This is a genomic window from Rathayibacter sp. VKM Ac-2805 (assembly GCF_009834265.1).
In the GTDB taxonomy this organism is placed as follows: Bacteria; Actinomycetota; Actinomycetes; order Actinomycetales; family Microbacteriaceae; genus Rathayibacter.
In genome coordinates this window covers 2,390,569-2,408,744 of the sequence record NZ_CP047185.1, presented here as the reverse complement: position 1 = coordinate 2,408,744, position 18,176 = coordinate 2,390,569, and the positions used below count along the sequence as shown (strand labels likewise).

Sequence of the window (18,176 nt, the reverse complement as noted above, 5' to 3'; positions counted from 1 at the left end):
CGGCGGTGCCGGCGCCTCAGAGCTGCCGGCGCCTCAGGGGTGCCGGTAGCGGTCCGGGGAGATGTCCCACGGGTCTCGGCCGAGCAGCTCCGCGACGGCGCGGAACACGTAGCTCTCGATCAGCATGCGCTGGTGCCACTCGTCGCGGCGGTGCAGCTTCGCCAGGCGCTCGATCGGCACGCGGTAGAGCGTGATGCGACGCGCGGCGTGGTCGACGCGCCACCGCGCGATGCCCGTGCCCTGCAGCCGGTCGGGGTCGACGTCGGGAGTCGCCGCGACGTCGACGCGGATGCCGGCGAGCTCCTCCGGCCAGGTGCCGCGGAGGTAGTCGAAGGCCGAGCCGATCGTCGCCTCGAAGAAGTCGGAGCGGGTCTGCAGCAGGGGGAGGTGCGGACCGGTGATCGGCCCTCGTGCGCCGCGGCCGTGCCGGTCGCGGGAGCCTCCGCGCGACCCGCTCGTCGGGCGAGCGGCGGAACGACGAGCACGGGGCATGGCTCCAGCCTATTGCTACTGTGGGCGGCGATGACCGGACGGCACTGCTCGCGGACGGGCTGCCGCGCGCAGGCCGTCGTCACGCTGACCTACGACTACCGCGACTCGCTGGTGGCGGTCGGGCCGCTGAGTCCTGCGCCGGATCCGCACGGCTACGACCTCTGCGCCGAGCACGACCGGCGGCTCCTCGTCCCGCGCGGCTGGGAGACCGTCCGCTACGGCGCGGGGCCCGCCTAGGCCGCTGCCGCGCGCGTCAGGGTCGCTCGGGGAAGCCGCGCGGCGTGCTCGAGAGCACGGGGGCCAGCCGCTCGAGGCGCTGGTCGGACAGGAGCAGTGCGCGCTCCTCCCGCGCCCGGCGGAGTGCGGCCACGGCGAGGAGGAAGTCCTCCGCGGGCGCGGCGGGCAGCGGGGAGACGTGGACCGCGGTCTCGTCGGCCAGCGCGGCGGCGAGCTGCGAGCGCGAGGGCTCCGTCATGCCGTGGCGCTGGCGGAGGAACTGCGCCAGTCGGCGCGCCAGTGCGTCCGGGAGGCGCGCGGTGTCCGCCGTGAAGGCCCAGCCCCGCAGCGGCTCCGGGATCTCGACGACCAGCGGCTCCGCACGGGGGACGCGCTCGAGCTGGCTGTGCGTGCCGGCGAGGACGTCGCCGAGACGGCGCGATCGGCGGGAGAGGAGGCCGACGACCGCGGCGAGCCCGCCGAAGGTCATCAGGATCTCGAGGACGCCGGTGAGGCCGCGCACGAGGGCGTGCCGGAAGCCGATGGAGCCGCCGTCGTCGCGGACGACGCGAGCGCCGACGGTGAGTTTCCCGAGCGAGCGGCCGCGACTGGCGGTCTCGACGGTGACCGGCACGATCACCACGGCGATGACGAGGGCCGCGATCGCCACGGCGGCCGAGGCAGCGGGGTCCAAGCCGCCGTCCCCGGAGAGGGAGGAGACCAGCAGGAACAGGCCCAGCGCGAGCAGGAGCTCCGCGATCAGGTCGATGATCGCGCCGACCGCACGGAGCACGAAGGAGGTGACGGGCACCTCGAGCGCGATCGCCTCGCCGGTGACCAGGTCGGCGTCGTCGAACTCGGTGCGCTGCTCCTCCACGGTGCTCCTCCCGGATGCTCGGCCTCGGCGGCGTGCCTGGCTATCCTGTCAGGAGATGGACATCGACGCTCTCTCGGCCGCGCGCGCTGCGCAGTGGACCCGCCTCGACGAGCTCTCGCGCAGGCGCCGCCTGACCGGAGCCGAGGCGGACGAGCTGATCGAGCGCTACCAGGCGGCCTCGGCCGACCTCGCCACGATCTCCTCCACCGCCGGATCGACGGCCGTCGGCACGCGGCTCGCCGTCTCGCTCTCGCGGGCTCGGGGACGCCTGACCGGCACGCGAGACGAGCCGCTCGCCGCGGTCTCCCGCTTCGTCGTCCTCTCGCTCCCGGCCGCTCTGCACCGGCTGCGCTGGCTGACGCTCGCCGTCGCCCTCGCGACCGCGGTGGTGGCGACGCTCTACGCGCTCTGGATCCTCGGCGACCCGCGCCTGCTCGCCGCGCTGGGCGACGACGAGGAGCTGCGGCGCTTCGCCCGAGGCGACTTCATCGACTACTACTCCGAGAACCCCGCCGCCTCGTTCGCCGGGCAGGTCTGGACCAACAACGCCTGGATCGCGGCGCAGTGCGTGGCCTTCGGGATCGTCGGCGTCTACGTGCCGTACATCCTGCTGCAGAACGCGCAGAACCTCGGCACGTCGATCGCGGTGATGTTCCATGTGGGGGAGGGCGACACGTTCTTCCTCTACATCGCGCCGCACGGACAGCTCGAGCTGACCGCCGTGTTCGTCGCCGCGGCCGCGGGCCTGCGGATCTTCTGGGCCTGGATCGCTCCCGGCGCGCGCACCCGCGGCCAGGCGCTCGCCGAGGACGCGCGGAGCCTGTTCACGGTGGCGATCGGCCTGGTCTTCGTGCTGCTCGTCTCGGGCGTGATCGAGGGGTTCGTCACTCCGGCACCCTGGCCCTGGTGGCTCAAGATCGGGATCGGGGCGCTCGCCCTCGGCGCGTTCCTCTTCTACATGATCGTCGTCGGCGGGCGCGCGGTGCGGGCGGGGGAGACGGGCGACCTCGACCGGTTCGAGGCCGGGTCGCGGAGCATCGCGGCCGGCTGAGCCGAGCCGGACGAGCGCGGCCGTCGGAGCGGGGCCGTCGATCAGCGCTCCCGGGACCGACGACGGCCCCTCTCGCAGGTCAGAGCCGTCCGGCCGCCTTGAGCGCGAGGTAGCGGTCCGCGAGCGCCGGCGGGAGCGCGGAGGGGCTGCCGAGCACGACGTCCCCGCCGAGACGGCGGACGGCGGCCGAGAGCCGGTCGACGTCCGCGAGCGAGCGCTCCGCGGCGGCGGCGGAGTAGACCGCGGCCCGGTCGCTCCGGTCCTCCGCCATCCGCTGCAGCTCGGGGTCGAGCGCGCAGGCGACCACGACCGTGTGCACGCGGGTGAGCTGCGGGAGCACCGCGAGGAGCCCCTCCGCCGAGCCGACCGAGTCGAGCGCGGTGAGGAGGACCACCAGCGAGCGCTGGGAGGCCAGGGTGCGCACCTGCGCGGGGACCGCCGCCCAGTCGGTCTCGATGAGCTGGGGCTGCACGGGGGCGAGGGCGTCCACGACGCGGGTCAGCACCTCCGTGCCGGTCGCGCCGTGCACGCGGGCTCGCCGGGTGCGGTCGAACGCGAGCACGTCGACCCGGTCGCCGGCCGAGGCCGCGAGGGCCGCCAGGAGGAGTGACGCCTCGATCGCCGTGTCCAGGCGCGGCTCGTCCTCGATCCGGGCGGCGGACGTGCGGCCCGTGTCGAGCACGACGATCACGCGCCGGTCGCGCTCCGGGCGCCAGGTGCGGACGACCGGCTCCCGGCGCCGCGCGGTCGCCCGCCAGTCGAGCGAGCGGACGTCGTCGCCGCGGACGTACTCGCGCAGGCTGTCGAACTCCGTTCCCTGCCCGCGGATCATCACGCTGGTCCGCCCCTCCAGCTCACGCAGCCGCGCCAGGCGCGAGGGCAGGTGGCGGCGGGAGCGGAAGGCGGGCAGCACCCGGACGACGGCCGGCGCGGCCCGCGTCGCCTGGCGGCCGGCCATCCCGAGCGGCCCGCGGGAGCGGATGGTGACGTGGAGTGCCCGGCGCTCGCCGCGGCGGATCGGCTCCAGGACCGTGGTCACCGCGCGGCGCTCGCCCGGCGGCAGACGCAGGGGCGACCGGGTCTCGAGGGCGCCGGCCGAGGGCTCCCAGGCGTCGCGGAGGACCCCCGTGATCCTCCTGCGGCCGGTGCTCGTGACCAGGAGGGTCGCCTCGGCCCTCTCGCCGAGCCGCACCCGGTCCGGCACCCGCCGCTCGAGCACGACGGCCCGGGGCGAGCCCGCGACCGCGACGTCGATCCCGACGAGGACCGCCCAGGCCAGGAGCCAGAGGCCGAGCACGGCGAAGGCGACCTCGGGGCGGCCGCCCAGGAGGACGACCGGCACCAGGCCGACGAGGAGGACGAGGACGCTGCGTCCGGTGAGGTGCACGGCTCAGACCGGGACGCGGACCTGCTGCAGGATCCCGCCCAGGACGGCCTCGGTGCGGACGCCCTCGAGCTCCGCCTCCGGCTCCAGCTGGATGCGGTGGCGCAGCACGGGCAGGACCATCGCCTGCACGTGGTCGGGGGTGATCGAGCCGTAGCCGTTGAGCCAGGCCCAGGCGCGGGACGCCGCGAGCAGGGCGGTCGAGCCGCGGGGGCTGGTGCCGAGCTTGACGCTCGGGCTCTCGCGGGTGGCGCGGGCGAGGTCGACGATGTAGCCGAGGACGTCGGGACCGGCTCCGACTCGCCGGGCCGAGGCCTGGGCGGCGCGCAGACGGGCGGCGTCGAGCACGGGTCGCACGCCCGCGGCGTCGAGGTCGCGCGGGTCGAAGCCCGCGGCGTGGCGCGAGAGCACCTCCACCTCGACGTCGCGCGGCGGGATGTCGAGCACGAGCTTGAGCAGGAACCGGTCCAGCTGGGCCTCCGGGAGCACGTAGGTCCCCTCGTACTCGACCGGGTTCTGGGTGGCGGCGACGAGGAACGGGTCCGGCAGAGGCAGGGTGCGCCCGTCGACGCTGACCTGGCGCTCCTCCATCGCCTCGAGGAGCGCGGCCTGGGTCTTCGGCGGCGTGCGGTTGATCTCGTCCGCCAGCAGGAGGTTCGTGAAGACCGGGCCCTCGCGGAAGGCGAAGCCGGAGGTGGAGGCGTCGTAGACGAGGGAGCCGGTGATGTCGCCGGGCATCAGGTCCGGCGTGAACTGCACCCGGCGGGTGTCGAGGCCGAGCGAGACGGACAGGGCGCGCACGAGCAGCGTCTTCGCGACTCCGGGGACGCCCTCGAGCAGGACGTGGCCGCCCGCGAGGAGGGCGATCAGGAGCCCGGAGACGGCGCCGTCCTGGCCGACGACCGCGCGGCCGACCTCGGAGCGGACCCGGTCGAGCTCGGCGCGCAGGTCGTCGTCGGAGACCGGCGCTCCGTCGCGGGCGGAGGGGGTGGTGTCGCTCATCGGGAGGGGCCTTCCGGTCGTCGGGCGGTCGTCGGGGAGAGGGCGGCGCGGAGCGCGCTCTCGAAGCGGAGGAGCTCGTCGGAGGCGGCGACGAGGGCGGCGTCGTCGCCCGGCAGGTCGTCGACGAGCAGACGGCGCAGCGCGGCCTGATCGCGGCCGAGGCGCTCGGCGGCGACGGCGACGATCTCGTCGACCCCGGTCGCCGGAGCGAGTCCCAGGAGCGCGGCCGTCCGCCGGAGGGTGCCGATGCGCAGTGCGTCGAGGGCGCGGGGCCGCAGGGCTCCGCGCGCGTAGAGCCGCGCGCGGCCGCGGGCCGTCTCGCTCGCATGCACGACGACCGGCAGCGGCTCGACCGCGAGCGGGCCGAGCCGGCGGCCGCGCCAGACGGCGGAGGCGACGAACACGGCCACCAGCAGCAGGAGAGCCGGGGTCACCCAGCCGGGGGCGAGGTCGGCGGGTGCAGGGGTGGTGCTCGCCGAGTCGGCGGCTCCGGCGCGGTACCAGACCAGCCGGTCCTCACCGCCGAGCAGTCCGAGTGCGAGAGCGGCGCGGCCGTCCTGGCCGATGGTGCCGTTGCGGAGGAGGTCGGCGTCGCCGATCGCGGTGACGTCGGCGCCCTGCGGGAACCCGGTGCTCACGAGCAGGAAGCCGTCGTCGCCCGAGGGGAAGCAGCCGACCGCGTCGCCGTCGTCGAGGATCCGGTACGTGCTCCCTCCGGCGGGGAGCGTCCCGGCGCGCTCGGCCGCCGGGAGCGGGCACTCGGCGCGGAAGGGGCCGTCGCCGGCCGGGGAGCCGGCGAAGCGGACGTCCGGCAGCAGGGCGTCGAGCGCGGCTCCTCCCGGGGTCACCAGGACGAGCGAGGCCGAGGCGCGGGCGAGCCGGCGGTACTGGGCCTCGTCGAGGGCCACGTCCGGGTCGTCGACGAGCAGTGTCGCGTCGGGGGAGGAGGCGGCGAGAGCGGAGTCCAGGTCGTCGGCGCGGACGACCTCGACGCCCTGATCGCGCAGCACCTGGGCGAGCGCGCGGGCGCCGTCCGGGGTCGCGCTGTCGACGTCGAGGTCCGGGGCGGCCACCCGGGTCCCGGTCGCGACGGTGAGCAGCAGAGTGCCGACCGCGACGATCACGAGCAGGAGCACCCACACCCGTCCGCGGCGCAGCAGCGCGCCGAGGGTCGGGCTGGAGACCGTGTCGGCGCTCACCGGGGCGCCGCCAGGGCGTCCAGGACCGGCGAGGCCGCGGCGAGCTCGCGGTCCAGAGCCGCGACCCGCTCGTACTCGGCCGGGCCGCAGGGCTGCCCGAGGTAGCGCACGCGGTCGAAGTCGTCGGCCGTGCGGCGCAGCGCGGCGGCGGAGGAGGGGAAGGCCGCGGAGGCGCGCGACGCCAGGCCGAGCGCGGTCGTGCCGGGCGAGACCCGCAGGACGGTCCGCTCGTCGAGGGAGCGCACCAGGGCGCGGAAGCGCTCGACGAGGGCCTCGTCCCAGTCCCCGCGGGCGGCCGCGGCCTCGGCGAGCGAGCGGAGGATCGCGGCCGAGCGGGTGTCGTCGTCGGCGAGCACCGCTCCCGTGACGGTGCTGCGGCGACCGGCGCGGGGCCGTCCCGCGATGACGAGCGCGGCGACCACGAGCGCCACCAGCACCAGCACGCCGATCACGGCGGCGATCGGCACCGGCGGGCCGTCGCCCTGCAGCGTGAGGGAGGCGAACCAGTCGCGCACCGCCTGCACCACCCGGTCGAAGAGGGTCGGCTCGGCCGCCCGGTAGCGCGGGTCGGCGAGCTCCTCGAGGAGGAGTCGGCGCGCCTGCTCCGCGTCGGGCTCGAGAGGGGCCGCGGCGAGGATCACGGGCGCTCCGGCACGGGGAAGGGATCGGGGGAGGGGCGGCCCGCCGCGCGCTCCTCGACGTGGCGCATCAGCACCAGGTCGAAGCCCTCGCGGCGCATCCGTCGGTCGAGGTAGACGAGGCCCGTCACGGCAGACTGGAGCACGGTGCCGACGGCGCCGATCACGAAGCCCACGGCGACGGAGGCGATCGTCACCACGAGCGAGGTGACGAGCTGCGCGTCCGGGTCGGTCGGGGCGATCAGGGCGCCGGCGATCGGGATGAGCAGGCTGAACGGCGTGGCCACGATCTGGCCGGCGACCTGGATGATCACGGTCATCAGCGCGAGCGCGCCGAAGGTGCGCCAGAAGCCGCCCGCCACCAGCCGCCAGGAGCGCGCCACCGCACGGCGCAGCGGCAGCCGCTCGACGACGATCAGGCTCGGAACCAGGGCGAGCTTCGTCGACAGCCAGACCCCCAGCGCGAGGGCGACCAGGCCGGAGCCGACGAGCACCAGGATCCCGCCGACGATCGCGCTCGACGTCCCGTCCATCGCTCCGATGACGAACAGCGGCACGGCGAGCGCCACGGCGAGGAGCACCAGGAGGAGGTAGCCGACGCCCTGCAGGACCGTCCAGCCGATCAGCGCCCAGAAGCGGCCCCGCAGCCGGGCGAGCAGCTGTCGGAAGGTCGCCCGCTCGCCGAGGACGCCGCGGGTGACCTCGAGCACGACCACGCCCTGCACGAGGGCGCCGCTGGCGAGCGAGACGGCGAGGGGGATGAGGGCGGCCAGGACCACGACCGCGAGGGAGCCTGCGCCGACGGCGTCGCGGTCGGCGGACTCCGCCTGCGCGATGCGCCCGACGGCGAGCACCGCGATCAGACCGTAGACCGCCAGGGCGAGCACCGACCCGAGGCCCTGCACCAGCAGGGCGACGCCCAGGGTCGTGCGGGGGCTGCGGCGGAGGACCTGGAACGGGGCGCCGAGCAGGGTGCCGAAGCCGAGCGGGCGCAGCGGCACGAGACCGGGCTTGGGCGGGGGAGTCCAGCCGGGCGCTGGGCGTCCGGGAGACCAGGGGCCGGCGCCGACGGGCGACCAGGAGCCCCCGGCGGGACCGGTCGGTACGGGACCTGCGCTCGGCGGCGCGGGCGACCAGGCCGGGGCGACGGGAGCGGGCAGCGGCCTGCGCCGGTCGCCGTCCTGCGCCGGGACGGCCGCGTCGTCCGGACGCCCTGCGGGCGGGGGCCACTGAGCTGCGTCGGTCATCCCCTCCATGCTGTCACAGGCGTGCGGGCGGGGTCCTCCCCCGAGCGGACCCCCTTCGCCCGCAGAGCCCGCTCCCCGCCCACGGAGAGGTGCGTCGGTTAGCCTGGGTCGGGTCACCGTGCGCGCCGTGGGCGGGCGCGACCCGAGACGAGGAAGAGCAGACCGATGAGCGCGCGCATTCTGGTGGTCGACGACGACGCCGCCCTGGCCGAGATGATCGGCATCGTCCTGCGCGCCGACGGGTACGACGTCTCCTTCTGCGCGGACGGCTCCGGTGCTCTCGAGGCCTTCCGGCGGGCCCGGCCGGACCTGGTCCTGCTCGACCTGATGCTGCCCGGCATCGACGGGATCGAAGTGTGCCGCGCGATCCGCGCCGAGTCCGGCGTCCCCGTCATCATGCTGACGGCCAAGTCCGACACCTCCGACGTCGTGCAGGGCCTCGAGTCCGGCGCCGACGACTACATGGTCAAGCCGTTCGACCCCAAGGAGCTCGTCGCGCGCATCAGGACGCGCCTGCGTCCCGCCACCGCCGCCGCGAACGCGGTGCTGCAGGTCGGGGACCTGAGCCTCGACGTCGCCGGCCACGAGGTCCGCCGCGGCGAGACGCGCATCGGCCTGACCCCGCTCGAGTTCGACCTCCTCCTCGCCCTCGCCTCCAAGCCCCAGCAGGTCTTCACCCGCGAGATGCTGCTCGAGCAGGTCTGGGGCTACCACTACAAGGCCGACACCCGCCTCGTGAACGTGCACGTCCAGCGCCTGCGCGCCAAGGTCGAGAAGGACCCGGACGACCCCCGCATCGTGATGACCGTGCGCGGCGTCGGCTACCGCGCCGGCGCCGTCCTCCCGGGCTGACCGTGCCCCGCCTCGCCGCTCCCGACGTGCGCCGGTGGCCCCGCCGCGTGCTCGGGGTGTGGCGCACGTCGCTGCAGTTCCGCGCGGTCGCGATCACGGTCCTGCTCAGCGGCATCGCCATCGGCTCGACCGGCGTCTACCTCTCGTACAGCATCAGCGACAACCTGTTCCAGTCACGGCTGACGCAGGTCACGGGCGACACGTCGCGCGCGACCCGGGCCGCGCAGGGATACCTCGACGCCGCCACCGTCTCCACCCGCCAGGACATGGAGGAGGTGATGAGCTCGGTGCGCACCGCCGTCCGGGACGCCTCCTCCTCCGCGCTGATCGCCGTCGTGCGCTCGCCCGACCAGGAGGCGTCCTCGCTGGCGCCTCAGGACATCTACAACCGCGAGCTGCAGAACGGCGTGATCAGCGACGCGCTGCGCGAGCGGGTGCAGGCGGGCTCCGACGGGCAGTACTGGCAGTCGGTGACGCTCGACGCCTCCGGTCAGCAGCAGCCCGGCATCCTCGTCGGCTCGACCCTCGAGCTGCCGAGCTCGGCCGGGCGCTACGAGCTGTACATCGGCTACTCCCTCGCGGACGCGGAGCGCACGCTCCAGTTCGTGCAGCAGGTGCTCAACGTGGCGGGGATCCTGCTCATCCTGCTGATCGGAGCGGTCAGCTGGGTCGTCGTGCGGATCGTCGTCGCCCCGGTCCGGGTCGCGGCCGAGACGAGCCAGCGCCTCGCCGCCGGCGACTTCGACGTGCGGATCCCCGAGCGGGGCCAGGACGTGATCGCGACCCTCGCCCGGTCCTTCAACGGCATGGCCGACAGCCTGCAGGACCGGATCAGCGAGCTCGCGACGCTCAGCCAGGTCCAGCAGCGCTTCGTCTCGGACGTCTCGCACGAGCTCCGGACGCCGCTGACGACGATGAAGCTGGCCGGGGACGTGCTGTACGACCAGCGCGAGGACTTCGCCCCGGTCGCCGAGCGCACGGTCGAGCTGCTGCACAGCCAGATCGACCGCTTCGAGAGCCTCCTCGCCGACCTGCTCGAGATCTCCCGCCACGACGCGGGATCGGCCGAGCTCGAGCTCGAGCCGGTCAACCTGGTGAAGCTGGCCGGCGACGAGATCGAGGCGATGCGCGGGATCGCGGAGGCGAACGGCTCCCGGCTCACTCTCTCCGCCCCGGGCGGCTACTTCGACGCCGACCTCGATCCGCGCCGCATCCGCCGGATCGTCCGCAACCTGCTGGGCAACGCGATCGAGCACGGCGACGGCCGCGAGGTCGTCGTCACCGTCGACAGCAACGCCAGCGCGGTCGCCCTCGCGGTGCGCGACTACGGGCACGGCATGAGCAGCGAGGAGGTGGTGCGCGTCTTCGACCGCTTCTGGCGCGCCGACCCGTCCCGCCGCCGCACGCTCGGCGGCACCGGCCTCGGCCTCTCCATCGCGCAGGAGGACACCGCCCTGCACCACGGCTGGCTGCAGGTCTGGTCCGTGCCCGATCGCGGCGCCTGCTTCCGCCTGACCGTGCCCCGGCACCGCGGCGAGCGGATCGAGGCCTCGCCGCTCCCGCTGCCCCCGGTCGACGCGGGCGAGCAGGCCTACAGCGGCCCGATCGTCCTCCCTCCGCTGCAGGCTCCTCCGGTCGGGGCCGCGGGGGTGCTCCCGTGAGGCGCGGCGTCCTCCGCGCCGCCGCGGCCGCCGCGCTGCTCGCGCTCGGGCTGGCCGGATGCGCCGGCATCCCGCGGGACGGCGACGTCGGAGTCGGACGGCCCGACACCGCGCCGCAGGACCTCCAGTACGACTTCCTCCCGTCGGGACCCGCCGTCGGTGCGTCGCAGCGCGACATCCTGACCGGCTTCATCGACGCCGCGTCGAGCCCGCAGAACAACTACAAGATCGCCCGCGAGTTCCTCTCCACCGGAGCCGACTGGACGCCGGGCGAGCACGTGACGGTCGACGAGGGCCAGCGCTCCGCCTCGCCGCAGTCGGGATCCACGCTCTCGCTGACGATCACGCCCGTCGCCGAGGTCGACGCGACCGGCGTCTACACCGACGTCGCCACCACGGCCGGCCTGACCCTCGACTACGGCTTCGTCCAGGAGAACGGCGAGTGGCGCATCAGCGCGCCGCCGAGCGGCGTGGTGATCGACCGCACCACCTTCGAGCAGGTCTTCTCGACGCACGCGCTCTACTTCTTCGACCCCGGATACCAGTACCTCGTGCCGGACCTGCGCTGGTTCGCCTCGCGCGCCGACAGCTCCACCAGCACCACGATCGTCACCGAGCTGCTGCGCGGCCCCACGCCGTGGCTGCGGGACTCCGCCGCCGTCGTGTCGGCCTTCCCGACCGGGACGACGCTGGCGGCCGAGACCGTCCCGGTCGAGTCGCAGCGCGCCGTGGTCGACCTGAACCCGGCCGCTCTCGAGGCCGATCCGGCGCAGTGGCGGCTGATGGCCCTGCAGCTGAACCGGAGCCTCGCGAACGTCTCGAACGTCACCGGAGTCGCGCTCTCGGTCGAGCAGAACCCGATCGACGTCCCCTCCGAGGTCACCGGCCTGCCGACCTCGCCCCGCGTCGACACCCGGCCGCTCGTGCTGACCGACGACGCTTTCGGATTCCTCGGCTCCTCCGGGCTGGCCGGCCTCGGGATCTCGGATCGGATCGAGGCGCTGCAGCCGCGGGCCGCGGTCCTCGGCGAGCAGCGCGGGGCCGACTCGGACGCATCGGCCGCCGTGCTCACCGCCGCGGGCGTGAGCCTCGTGGAGCCCGACGGTGCCGACGTCCTCCTCGACGCGCGGTCGGGCCTCGTCGCGCCGTCCATCGATCCGCTCGGGTACGTCTGGTCGGTGCCGTCGGCCTCGCCCGGGCAGCTGGTGGCGTACTCCGCGGACGGCTCGCGCTCGATGCAGGTCGCGACGGCCTGGAGCGAGGTCGAGTCGCTCGCCTCGATCGCCGTGTCGCGCGACGGCACCCGGATGCTGGCGCTCGCCCAGGACGGGCAGCAGGCGACAGTGCTGGTGGCCGGCATCACCCGCTCACGGGACGGCGACCCGGTGGCGGTCGGCGAGCCGGTCGTCCTCCGCTCGACCCTGGGGACCGCGGTCGCCGCGGCCTGGACGGACGAGCTCGACGTGGTCTCGGTCGTCCGCGGCTCGACGGGAGAGGACGCCGTCACGATGAACCTGCTCGGCGGAGGCGCCACGGCGCTCGGCACGACGACGGGCACGGTCCAGATCGCCGCGGGCAACACCTCGACCCAGATCCGCATCCTCGCCGAGGGCGGGGAGCTCCGGCAGCAGCGGGGCTCGGCCTGGCAGACGACCGCGACGGACATCCGGCTGCTCGCGGCGCAGACCGGCATGGGGTCCTGACCGGTCCTGTCGGCGGCGACGAGCCCTTCCGACGGCGGCGCGCTCCGGATGCTCCTCCCCAGGCGCGTCGGGCAGGCGGATCGTCCCGATCCGACGGATCCACCCCCCGCGCCGCGGCCCGGACGGCGAACGTGGAGGCATGCTCTCCGATCACCTGCTCGACGCCCTCGCCGTCCTCCTCCCGCTGGAGTGCCCCGCCTGCGGAGAGCCGACGAGCCGGGCGCCCTGTCCGGACTGCTCGGCCGACGCGGCCGCCTCGGCCTGCCTGCTGACCCGCGTCGTCGGGCCGCCGGACGATCCGCTCCTCGTCGTCACCGGTGCCCCCTACGAGGGCACGGTGCGCCGCCTCGTCGTCGCGCTGAAGGAGGAGGGCCGCACGGCCTGCCTCGCCCCGCTCGGCGCGCTGCTGCGTCCGGCCCTCGGCGCGGCGCTCGCCGGCAGCCCCGCGATCCTGGTCGTCCCGCCCGGCTCCTGGCTCGGCCGCGTGCGGCGGGGCGCCGATCCCGTCGCGCAGCTGGTCGCCGCGGCGGGAGGGCGGGCGGCGCGTCCTCTGCGGCGGTCGCGGATGGTCCGCGACCAGGTCGGGCTCGGCCGCGTCGAGCGGCGCGGCAACCTCGACGGGGCGTTCCGCGCCCGCCGTCCGCTCTCGTCGTGGCCGCCGGTGGTCCTCGTCGACGACGTGGTCACCTCCGGCGCGACCCTGCTCGAGCTCCGGCGCGCCGTGCGTGCGGCCGGCGGGACGGTCCGGGCCGCGGCGGCCCTGGCCGGCACCGCGCAACGAGGAGGGAACGTAGCAGCAGAATCCGGACGAACTCCCGGTGACGATCCGGTGGCCGGGGTCTACGGTGGGGGCACGGCGTGAACGGTCCGCCCCGGAGAAAGGCGGCACGCCGTACTCGACTGGGAGGTTGTCATGGACATCGACATCACAGGACGCAACATCGACATCACCGATCGCTTCCGCGCGTACGCGACGGAGAAGTCGGACAAGGTGGCGCACCTCGCCGATCGTGCTCTCGCACTCGAGATCAAGGCGAGCAGGCACGCCGAGGGCAAGGGCTCGGCCGGCGGCGACCGCGTGGAGCTGACGCTGATCGGCAAGGGGCCCGTGGTCCGGGCCGAGGCGAGCGGAGCCGACAAGTACGCGGCGTTCGACGTCGCCATCGGCCGGCTGCTCGAACGGGTGAGACGCGCCAAGGACCGGAAGAAGGTCCATCGGGGCCAGCATCGGCCGACCTCGCTCCGCGACGCGGCCGCCGACGACTTCAGCGTCGTCGCCATCCAGCCGGCCGACGCGGCGGTGCTGGAGCAGCTGAGCACGGGCGTCATCCCCGTGCAGGAGGCGCCGGAGCCGGTCGAGGACGAGGTCGAGGAGCCGTACTGCCCCGTCGTCATCCGCAAGAAGGTCTTCGCCTCCGTCTCGATGACCGTCGACGACGCCGTCGACTACATGGAGCTGGTCGGACACGACTTCTACCTCTTCATCGACTCCGACACGAACCGCCCGAGCGTGGTCTACCGCCGCAAGGGCTGGGACTACGGCGTGATCGGCCTCGGCGACGAGGCCGACGAGCTCGCCGAGCAGGCCGCCGGCTGAGATCCGACCCCGGGCCCCGGAGCATCCGCTCCGGGGCCCTCGCCGTGCCCAGGCAGGGAGTCCGCCCAGGGCGGACGCGTCGCCCCGACCGCTCGCCGCCCGCCCCGGCTAGGCTGGTCGCGGTCCGCGCTCCGGCGCGCGACTCCTGTCTTCTACTTTTTTGGAGTACCCCGTGGCCTCTGTCCTCGAAAAGGTCCTTCGCGTCGGGGAGGGGCGGGTCATCCGCCGCCTCGAGAACTACGCGAAGGCCGTCAACGCCCTCGAAGAGGACTTCACGCACCTCAGCGACGAGGAGCTGAAGAACGAGACCGTCGAGCTGCGCGAGCGCTACTCGAACGGCGAGTCCCTCGACGACCTGCTGCCGGAGGCGTTCGCCGCCGTCCGCGAGGCCTCGCGCCGGACGCTCGGCCTCCGCCACTTCGACGTGCAGCTCATGGGCGGCGCCGCCCTGCACCTGGGCAACATCGCCGAGATGAAGACCGGAGAGGGCAAGACGCTCGTCGCGACCCTCCCGGCCTACCTCAACGCGATCGCCAGCCGCGGCGTGCACATCGTCACGGTCAACGACTTCCTCGCGTCGTACCAGTCCGAGCTGATGGGGCGCGTGTTCCGCGCCCTCGGCATGACGACCGGAGTGATCCTCTCGGGCCAGACCCCGGAGCAGCGCCGCGAGCAGTACTCGGCCGACATCACCTACGGCACGAACAACGAGTTCGGCTTCGACTACCTCCGCGACAACATGGCGTGGCAGGCGCAGGACATGGTCCAGCGCGGCCACTTCTACGCCATCGTCGACGAGGTCGACTCGATCCTCATCGACGAGGCCCGCACCCCGCTGATCATCTCCGGTCCGGCGTCGGGCGAGGCGAACCGCTGGTTCGCGGAGTTCGCCAACCTCGCCAAGCGCCTCGACGAGGGCGAGGACTTCGAGGTCGACGAGAAGAAGCGCACCGTCGGCGTCCTCGAGCCCGGCATCGAGAAGGTCGAGGACTACCTCGGCATCGACAACCTCTACGAGTCGGCGAACACCCCGCTGATCTCGTTCCTCAACAACGCCATCAAGGCGCGCGCGCTGTTCAAGAAGGACAAGGACTACGTCGTGCTGAACGGCGAGGTCCTGATCGTCGACGAGCACACCGGCCGCATCCTGGCCGGACGCCGCTACAACGAGGGCATCCACCAGGCCATCGAGGCGAAGGAGGGCGTGCAGGTCAAGGCCGAGAACCAGACCCTGGCCACCGTCACGCTCCAGAACTACTTCCGCCTCTACGCGAAGCTCTCCGGCATGACCGGAACGGCCGAGACCGAGGCCGCCGAGTTCATGTCGACCTACAAGCTCGGCGTCGTCCCGATCCCGACGAACCGCAAGATGCAGCGGATCGACAACGCCGACCTCGTCTACAAGAACGAGCAGGTCAAGTTCGCCCAGGTCGTCGAGGACATCGCGGAGCGCCACGCGGCCGGGCAGCCGGTCCTCGTCGGCACGACCAGCGTCGAGAAGAGCGAGTACCTCTCGCGCCTGCTCGCCAAGAAGGGCGTGCGCCACGAGGTCCTGAACGCCAAGAACCACGCGCGGGAGGCGGCCATCGTCGCCCAGGCCGGCCGCCTCGGCGCCGTCACCGTCGCGACCAACATGGCCGGTCGAGGCACCGACATCATGCTCGGCGGCAACGCCGAGTTCCTCGCGGTCTCCGAGATGACGGCCAAGGGCCTGAACCCCTCCGAGACCCCGGAGGAGTACGAGGCCGCGTGGGACGAGGTCTTCGCCGCCGTCAAGGAGAAGGTGGGCGAGGAGGCCGAGAAGGTCCAGGCCGCCGGCGGCCTCTACGTGCTCGGCACCGAGCGCCACGAGTCGCGCCGCATCGACAACCAGCTCCGCGGACGCTCGGGCCGCCAGGGCGACCCGGGAGAGAGCCGCTTCTACCTCTCGCTCACCGACGACCTCATGCGCCTGTTCAACTCCGGCGCCGCCGAGGCGCTCATGGGCCGGGGCAACGTCCCGGACGACATCGCCATCGAGTCGAAGGTCGTCTCGCGCGCCATCCGCAGCGCCCAGTCGCAGGTCGAGGCCCGCAACGCCGAGATCCGCAAGAACGTCCTCAAGTACGACGACGTCCTCAACCGCCAGCGCGAGGCGATCTACTCGGACCGCCGCCACATCCTCGAGGGCGACGACCTGCACGAGCGCACCCAGAAGTTCCTCGTCGACGTGATCGACGAGATCCTCGAGGTGCACACCGGCGACGGCAACGGCGACGACTGGGACTTCGACGCCCTCTGGACCGAGCTGAAGACGCTGTACCCGATCAGCCTCACCATCGACGAGGTGGTGCAGGAGGCGGGCAGCCGCGGCCGCATCAACAAGGAGTTCATGCGCCGCGAGATCCTCTCGGACGCGCAGCTCGCCTACCAGCACCGCGAGGAGCAGCTGGGCTCTCCCGCCATGCGCGAGCTCGAGCGCCGCGTCGTGCTCTCGGTGATCGACCGCCGCTGGCGCGACCACCTCTACGAGATGGACTACCTCAAGGACGGCATCGGCCTGCGCGCGATGGCCCAGCGCGATCCGCTGGTCGAGTACCAGCGCGAGGGCTTCGCCCTGTTCCAGCAGATGATGGGGCAGATCCGCGAGGAGACCGTCGGCTTCCTCTTCAACCTCGAGGTCGAGGTGACCCAGAAGCAGGGCGAGGTCGCCGGAGTCGCGGCCAAGGGCCTCGCTCAGCCGGTCGCTCCGGCCGAGAAGCTCAGCTACTCGGCCCCGAGCGACACCGGAGGCGTCGAGGTCCGCAACCAGCGCGGACAGGTGCAGCAGGCGGCCACCGCGAAGGCCCGCGCCGAGGAGGCCCGCAAGGCGCTCCCCGAGGGCGAGGCGGAGGAGACTCCGACGACCGGCGCCTTCGGCCAGAAGCCGGGCGGCTCGGACGCCCCCGCCAACCGCGAAGAGCGACGCGCGCAGTCCAAGCGCCGCTGAGTCCTCCCCGGACGACGCCGACGGCCCCGGTCCCGCAGCAGCGGGGTCCGGGGCCGTCGGCGTTCCTGCGGAGGCTCGGAGCCCGGCCTCGCCTGCCGTCAGGACTCGCCGCGCGCGAGAGCCGAGACGAAGCCGCCGGCGAAGGTGTCGCCGAGGCCGATCGTCGTCGGCCGGTCCGTCTCGAGGACGAGCCCGGGGACGCAGCAGGCCTCGAGCGTCGACTCCACCGCTGCGCACACCGCTTGCGAGCCGGGCTGGGGAGGGAGTCCGCCGACGCGGTCGTAGTCGGCGGCGGTGAAGCCGTCCCCGAGGAGGTAGCGGGCACTGGCCATCGTGACGGCGCCCCGCAGAGCCCCCCGGTACCGATGCGCCCGGCCGCCGACGGCCGCCGACCAGTGCCGGGTGTGCACGATCAGCACCGGTCCCGGGAGCTGCGCGGCGGCGTCGCGGAGCGCGGTGACGACCGCGACGGTGTCGAGCAGGTCGATCGGCCGGCCGAGCATCGCCTGGAGCTCGTCCTCGTTCATGCTGAGGACGTCGACCCGATCGAGCAGTGCCGCCCGCGCTCGTGCCTGGAGCTCGGGGAGGTGGAAGCCCGCGTCCTCGTAGATCACGACCGCGCCGCGGGGCAGCGCGTCGAGGTGCCGGCGGAGTGTGGCGAGCCGGTCGTCGAGGACCGCCTCGTCCTGGATCGAGTTGAAGCCGGACACGAGGACGATGCGGGCGTCCGCGAGGACCGTGCCGAGCTCCTCCGCCAGCAGCAGCTCGCGGTTGGGCGGGTCGTTCGAGACGATGACCCGGTTGGGGTGCGGAGCGACGAGCTCCGCATCGCCGACCCGCACCCGCGCGCCGCGGGGGAACTGCACGATCAGGTGCGGGTCGGTGCTGTCGGCCGTCGCGCTGAGCACGTAGTCGTTGCCGACGGGGAGCAGCCGACGCACGTGGTCGTCGATGCTCACCAGGTGCTGGGTCGCGACGAGGCCGTGCACCGCGAGTGCGTAGCCGGCCCGGACGCCCGTCCCGCCGAGGGTGATCCTGCGGGGGAAGCGCTGCGCGAACTCCTCGACGACGCAGGAGGAGGAGGCGAATCTCTCCCCTCCCGCGCCGACGGCGAGGAACGCGAGGAGGGCGACGACGAGATCGCGCTCGGTGTCGACCGGCGCCGTCGTCGTGAGCTCGTCCGGGGCGATCCGGTAGTCGTCGACGAGGGCCTGGACGACCGCGTCGTCCCAGTCGATCTCGTAGTCGACGGTCCCGCCCAGTCCGAGCACGATCCTCGCGTTCACCAC

At 73.9% G+C, this 18,176-nt stretch carries 16 protein-coding genes; 8 read left to right on the top strand and 8 right to left on the bottom strand.

The genetic code is table 11. The features are described from left to right. Positions 1-33 precede the first annotated feature (33 nt). Positions 34-492 (bottom strand): metallopeptidase family protein, encoded by a 459-nt coding sequence (locus tag GSU40_RS11175; protein ID WP_104224142.1) that lies wholly within the window; start codon positions 490-492, stop codon positions 34-36. 30 nt (positions 493-522) lie between these two features. Here GSU40_RS11175 and GSU40_RS11170 point away from each other — a divergent pair, with 30 nt between their 5' ends. Continuing rightward, positions 523-729: a DUF3499 family protein gene (locus tag GSU40_RS11170; RefSeq protein WP_104224141.1), complete on the top strand. Its 207-nt coding sequence runs from the start codon at positions 523-525 to the stop codon at positions 727-729. A gap of 16 nt (positions 730-745) precedes the next feature. Here the strand turns inward: GSU40_RS11170 and GSU40_RS11165 are convergent, their stop codons facing one another. Beyond that, positions 746-1,585, bottom strand: a complete 840-nt coding sequence (locus tag GSU40_RS11165; protein WP_160034990.1) for an RDD family protein — start codon at positions 1,583-1,585, stop codon at positions 746-748. Between the two features lie 55 nt (positions 1,586-1,640). Between GSU40_RS11165 and GSU40_RS11160 the strand changes: the two genes are divergently transcribed. Next, positions 1,641-2,636, top strand: a complete 996-nt coding sequence (locus GSU40_RS11160; protein ID WP_104232803.1) for a stage II sporulation protein M — start codon at positions 1,641-1,643, stop codon at positions 2,634-2,636. Between the two features lie 79 nt (positions 2,637-2,715). Here the strand turns inward: GSU40_RS11160 and GSU40_RS11155 are convergent, their stop codons facing one another. From GSU40_RS11155 to GSU40_RS11135, 5 genes are read right to left on the bottom strand one after another with little or no spacing between them, the layout of a single operon-like run. Next, on the bottom strand, positions 2,716-4,023 hold the full coding sequence (locus GSU40_RS11155) for a DUF58 domain-containing protein (RefSeq protein WP_104246665.1): 1,308 nt from the start codon (positions 4,021-4,023) through the stop codon (positions 2,716-2,718). A gap of 3 nt (positions 4,024-4,026) precedes the next feature. After that, positions 4,027-5,022, bottom strand: coding sequence for a MoxR family ATPase (locus tag GSU40_RS11150; protein WP_104224137.1), 996 nt, complete (start codon positions 5,020-5,022; stop codon positions 4,027-4,029). Beyond that, positions 5,019-6,221, bottom strand: a complete 1,203-nt coding sequence (locus tag GSU40_RS11145) for a DUF4350 domain-containing protein (protein WP_104225485.1) — start codon at positions 6,219-6,221, stop codon at positions 5,019-5,021. Before GSU40_RS11145 ends, GSU40_RS11150 begins: the two co-directional genes overlap by 4 nt. Beyond that, on the bottom strand, positions 6,218-6,862 hold the full coding sequence (locus tag GSU40_RS11140; protein ID WP_104232800.1) for a DUF4129 domain-containing protein: 645 nt from the start codon (positions 6,860-6,862) through the stop codon (positions 6,218-6,220). Before GSU40_RS11140 ends, GSU40_RS11145 begins: the two co-directional genes overlap by 4 nt. Beyond that, on the bottom strand, positions 6,859-8,106 hold the full coding sequence (locus tag GSU40_RS11135; RefSeq protein WP_160034988.1) for a hypothetical protein: 1,248 nt from the start codon (positions 8,104-8,106) through the stop codon (positions 6,859-6,861). The genes GSU40_RS11140 and GSU40_RS11135 overlap by 4 nt, the downstream gene beginning before the upstream one ends. Positions 8,107-8,271: 165 nt before the next feature. On the opposite strand from GSU40_RS11135, the gene mtrA reads away from it, so the two are divergent. From mtrA to secA, 6 genes are all read left to right on the top strand, one after another. After that, complete coding sequence (gene mtrA / locus GSU40_RS11130; protein WP_104224133.1) at positions 8,272-8,958, top strand: MtrAB system response regulator MtrA; 687 nt, start codon at positions 8,272-8,274, stop codon at positions 8,956-8,958. A gap of 2 nt (positions 8,959-8,960) precedes the next feature. Continuing rightward, entirely contained in the window at positions 8,961-10,619 is a 1,659-nt protein-coding gene (gene mtrB, locus GSU40_RS11125; RefSeq protein ID WP_244229464.1) for an MtrAB system histidine kinase MtrB, read from the top strand. After that, entirely contained in the window at positions 10,616-12,322 is a 1,707-nt protein-coding gene (locus GSU40_RS11120) for an LpqB family beta-propeller domain-containing protein (RefSeq protein WP_104354539.1), read from the top strand. Before mtrB ends, GSU40_RS11120 begins: the two co-directional genes overlap by 4 nt. A gap of 139 nt (positions 12,323-12,461) precedes the next feature. After that, positions 12,462-13,184: a hypothetical protein gene (locus GSU40_RS11115; protein WP_104339627.1), complete on the top strand. Its 723-nt coding sequence runs from the start codon at positions 12,462-12,464 to the stop codon at positions 13,182-13,184. A gap of 51 nt (positions 13,185-13,235) precedes the next feature. After that, a complete protein-coding gene (raiA, locus tag GSU40_RS11110; RefSeq protein WP_104224131.1) occupies positions 13,236-13,919 on the top strand; it encodes a ribosome-associated translation inhibitor RaiA in 684 nt (227 codons plus the stop codon). Positions 13,920-14,091: 172 nt separating this feature from the next. Continuing rightward, positions 14,092-16,887 carry a preprotein translocase subunit SecA gene (gene secA, locus GSU40_RS11105; RefSeq protein ID WP_104329149.1) on the top strand — a complete coding sequence of 932 codons (2,796 nt, stop codon included), beginning with the start codon at positions 14,092-14,094 and terminating at the stop codon, positions 16,885-16,887. A gap of 98 nt (positions 16,888-16,985) precedes the next feature. Here secA and GSU40_RS11100 read toward each other — a convergent pair whose 3' ends face one another. Beyond that, on the bottom strand, positions 16,986-18,176 hold the full coding sequence (locus GSU40_RS11100; protein WP_244229463.1) for an ADP-dependent glucokinase/phosphofructokinase: 1,191 nt from the start codon (positions 18,174-18,176) through the stop codon (positions 16,986-16,988).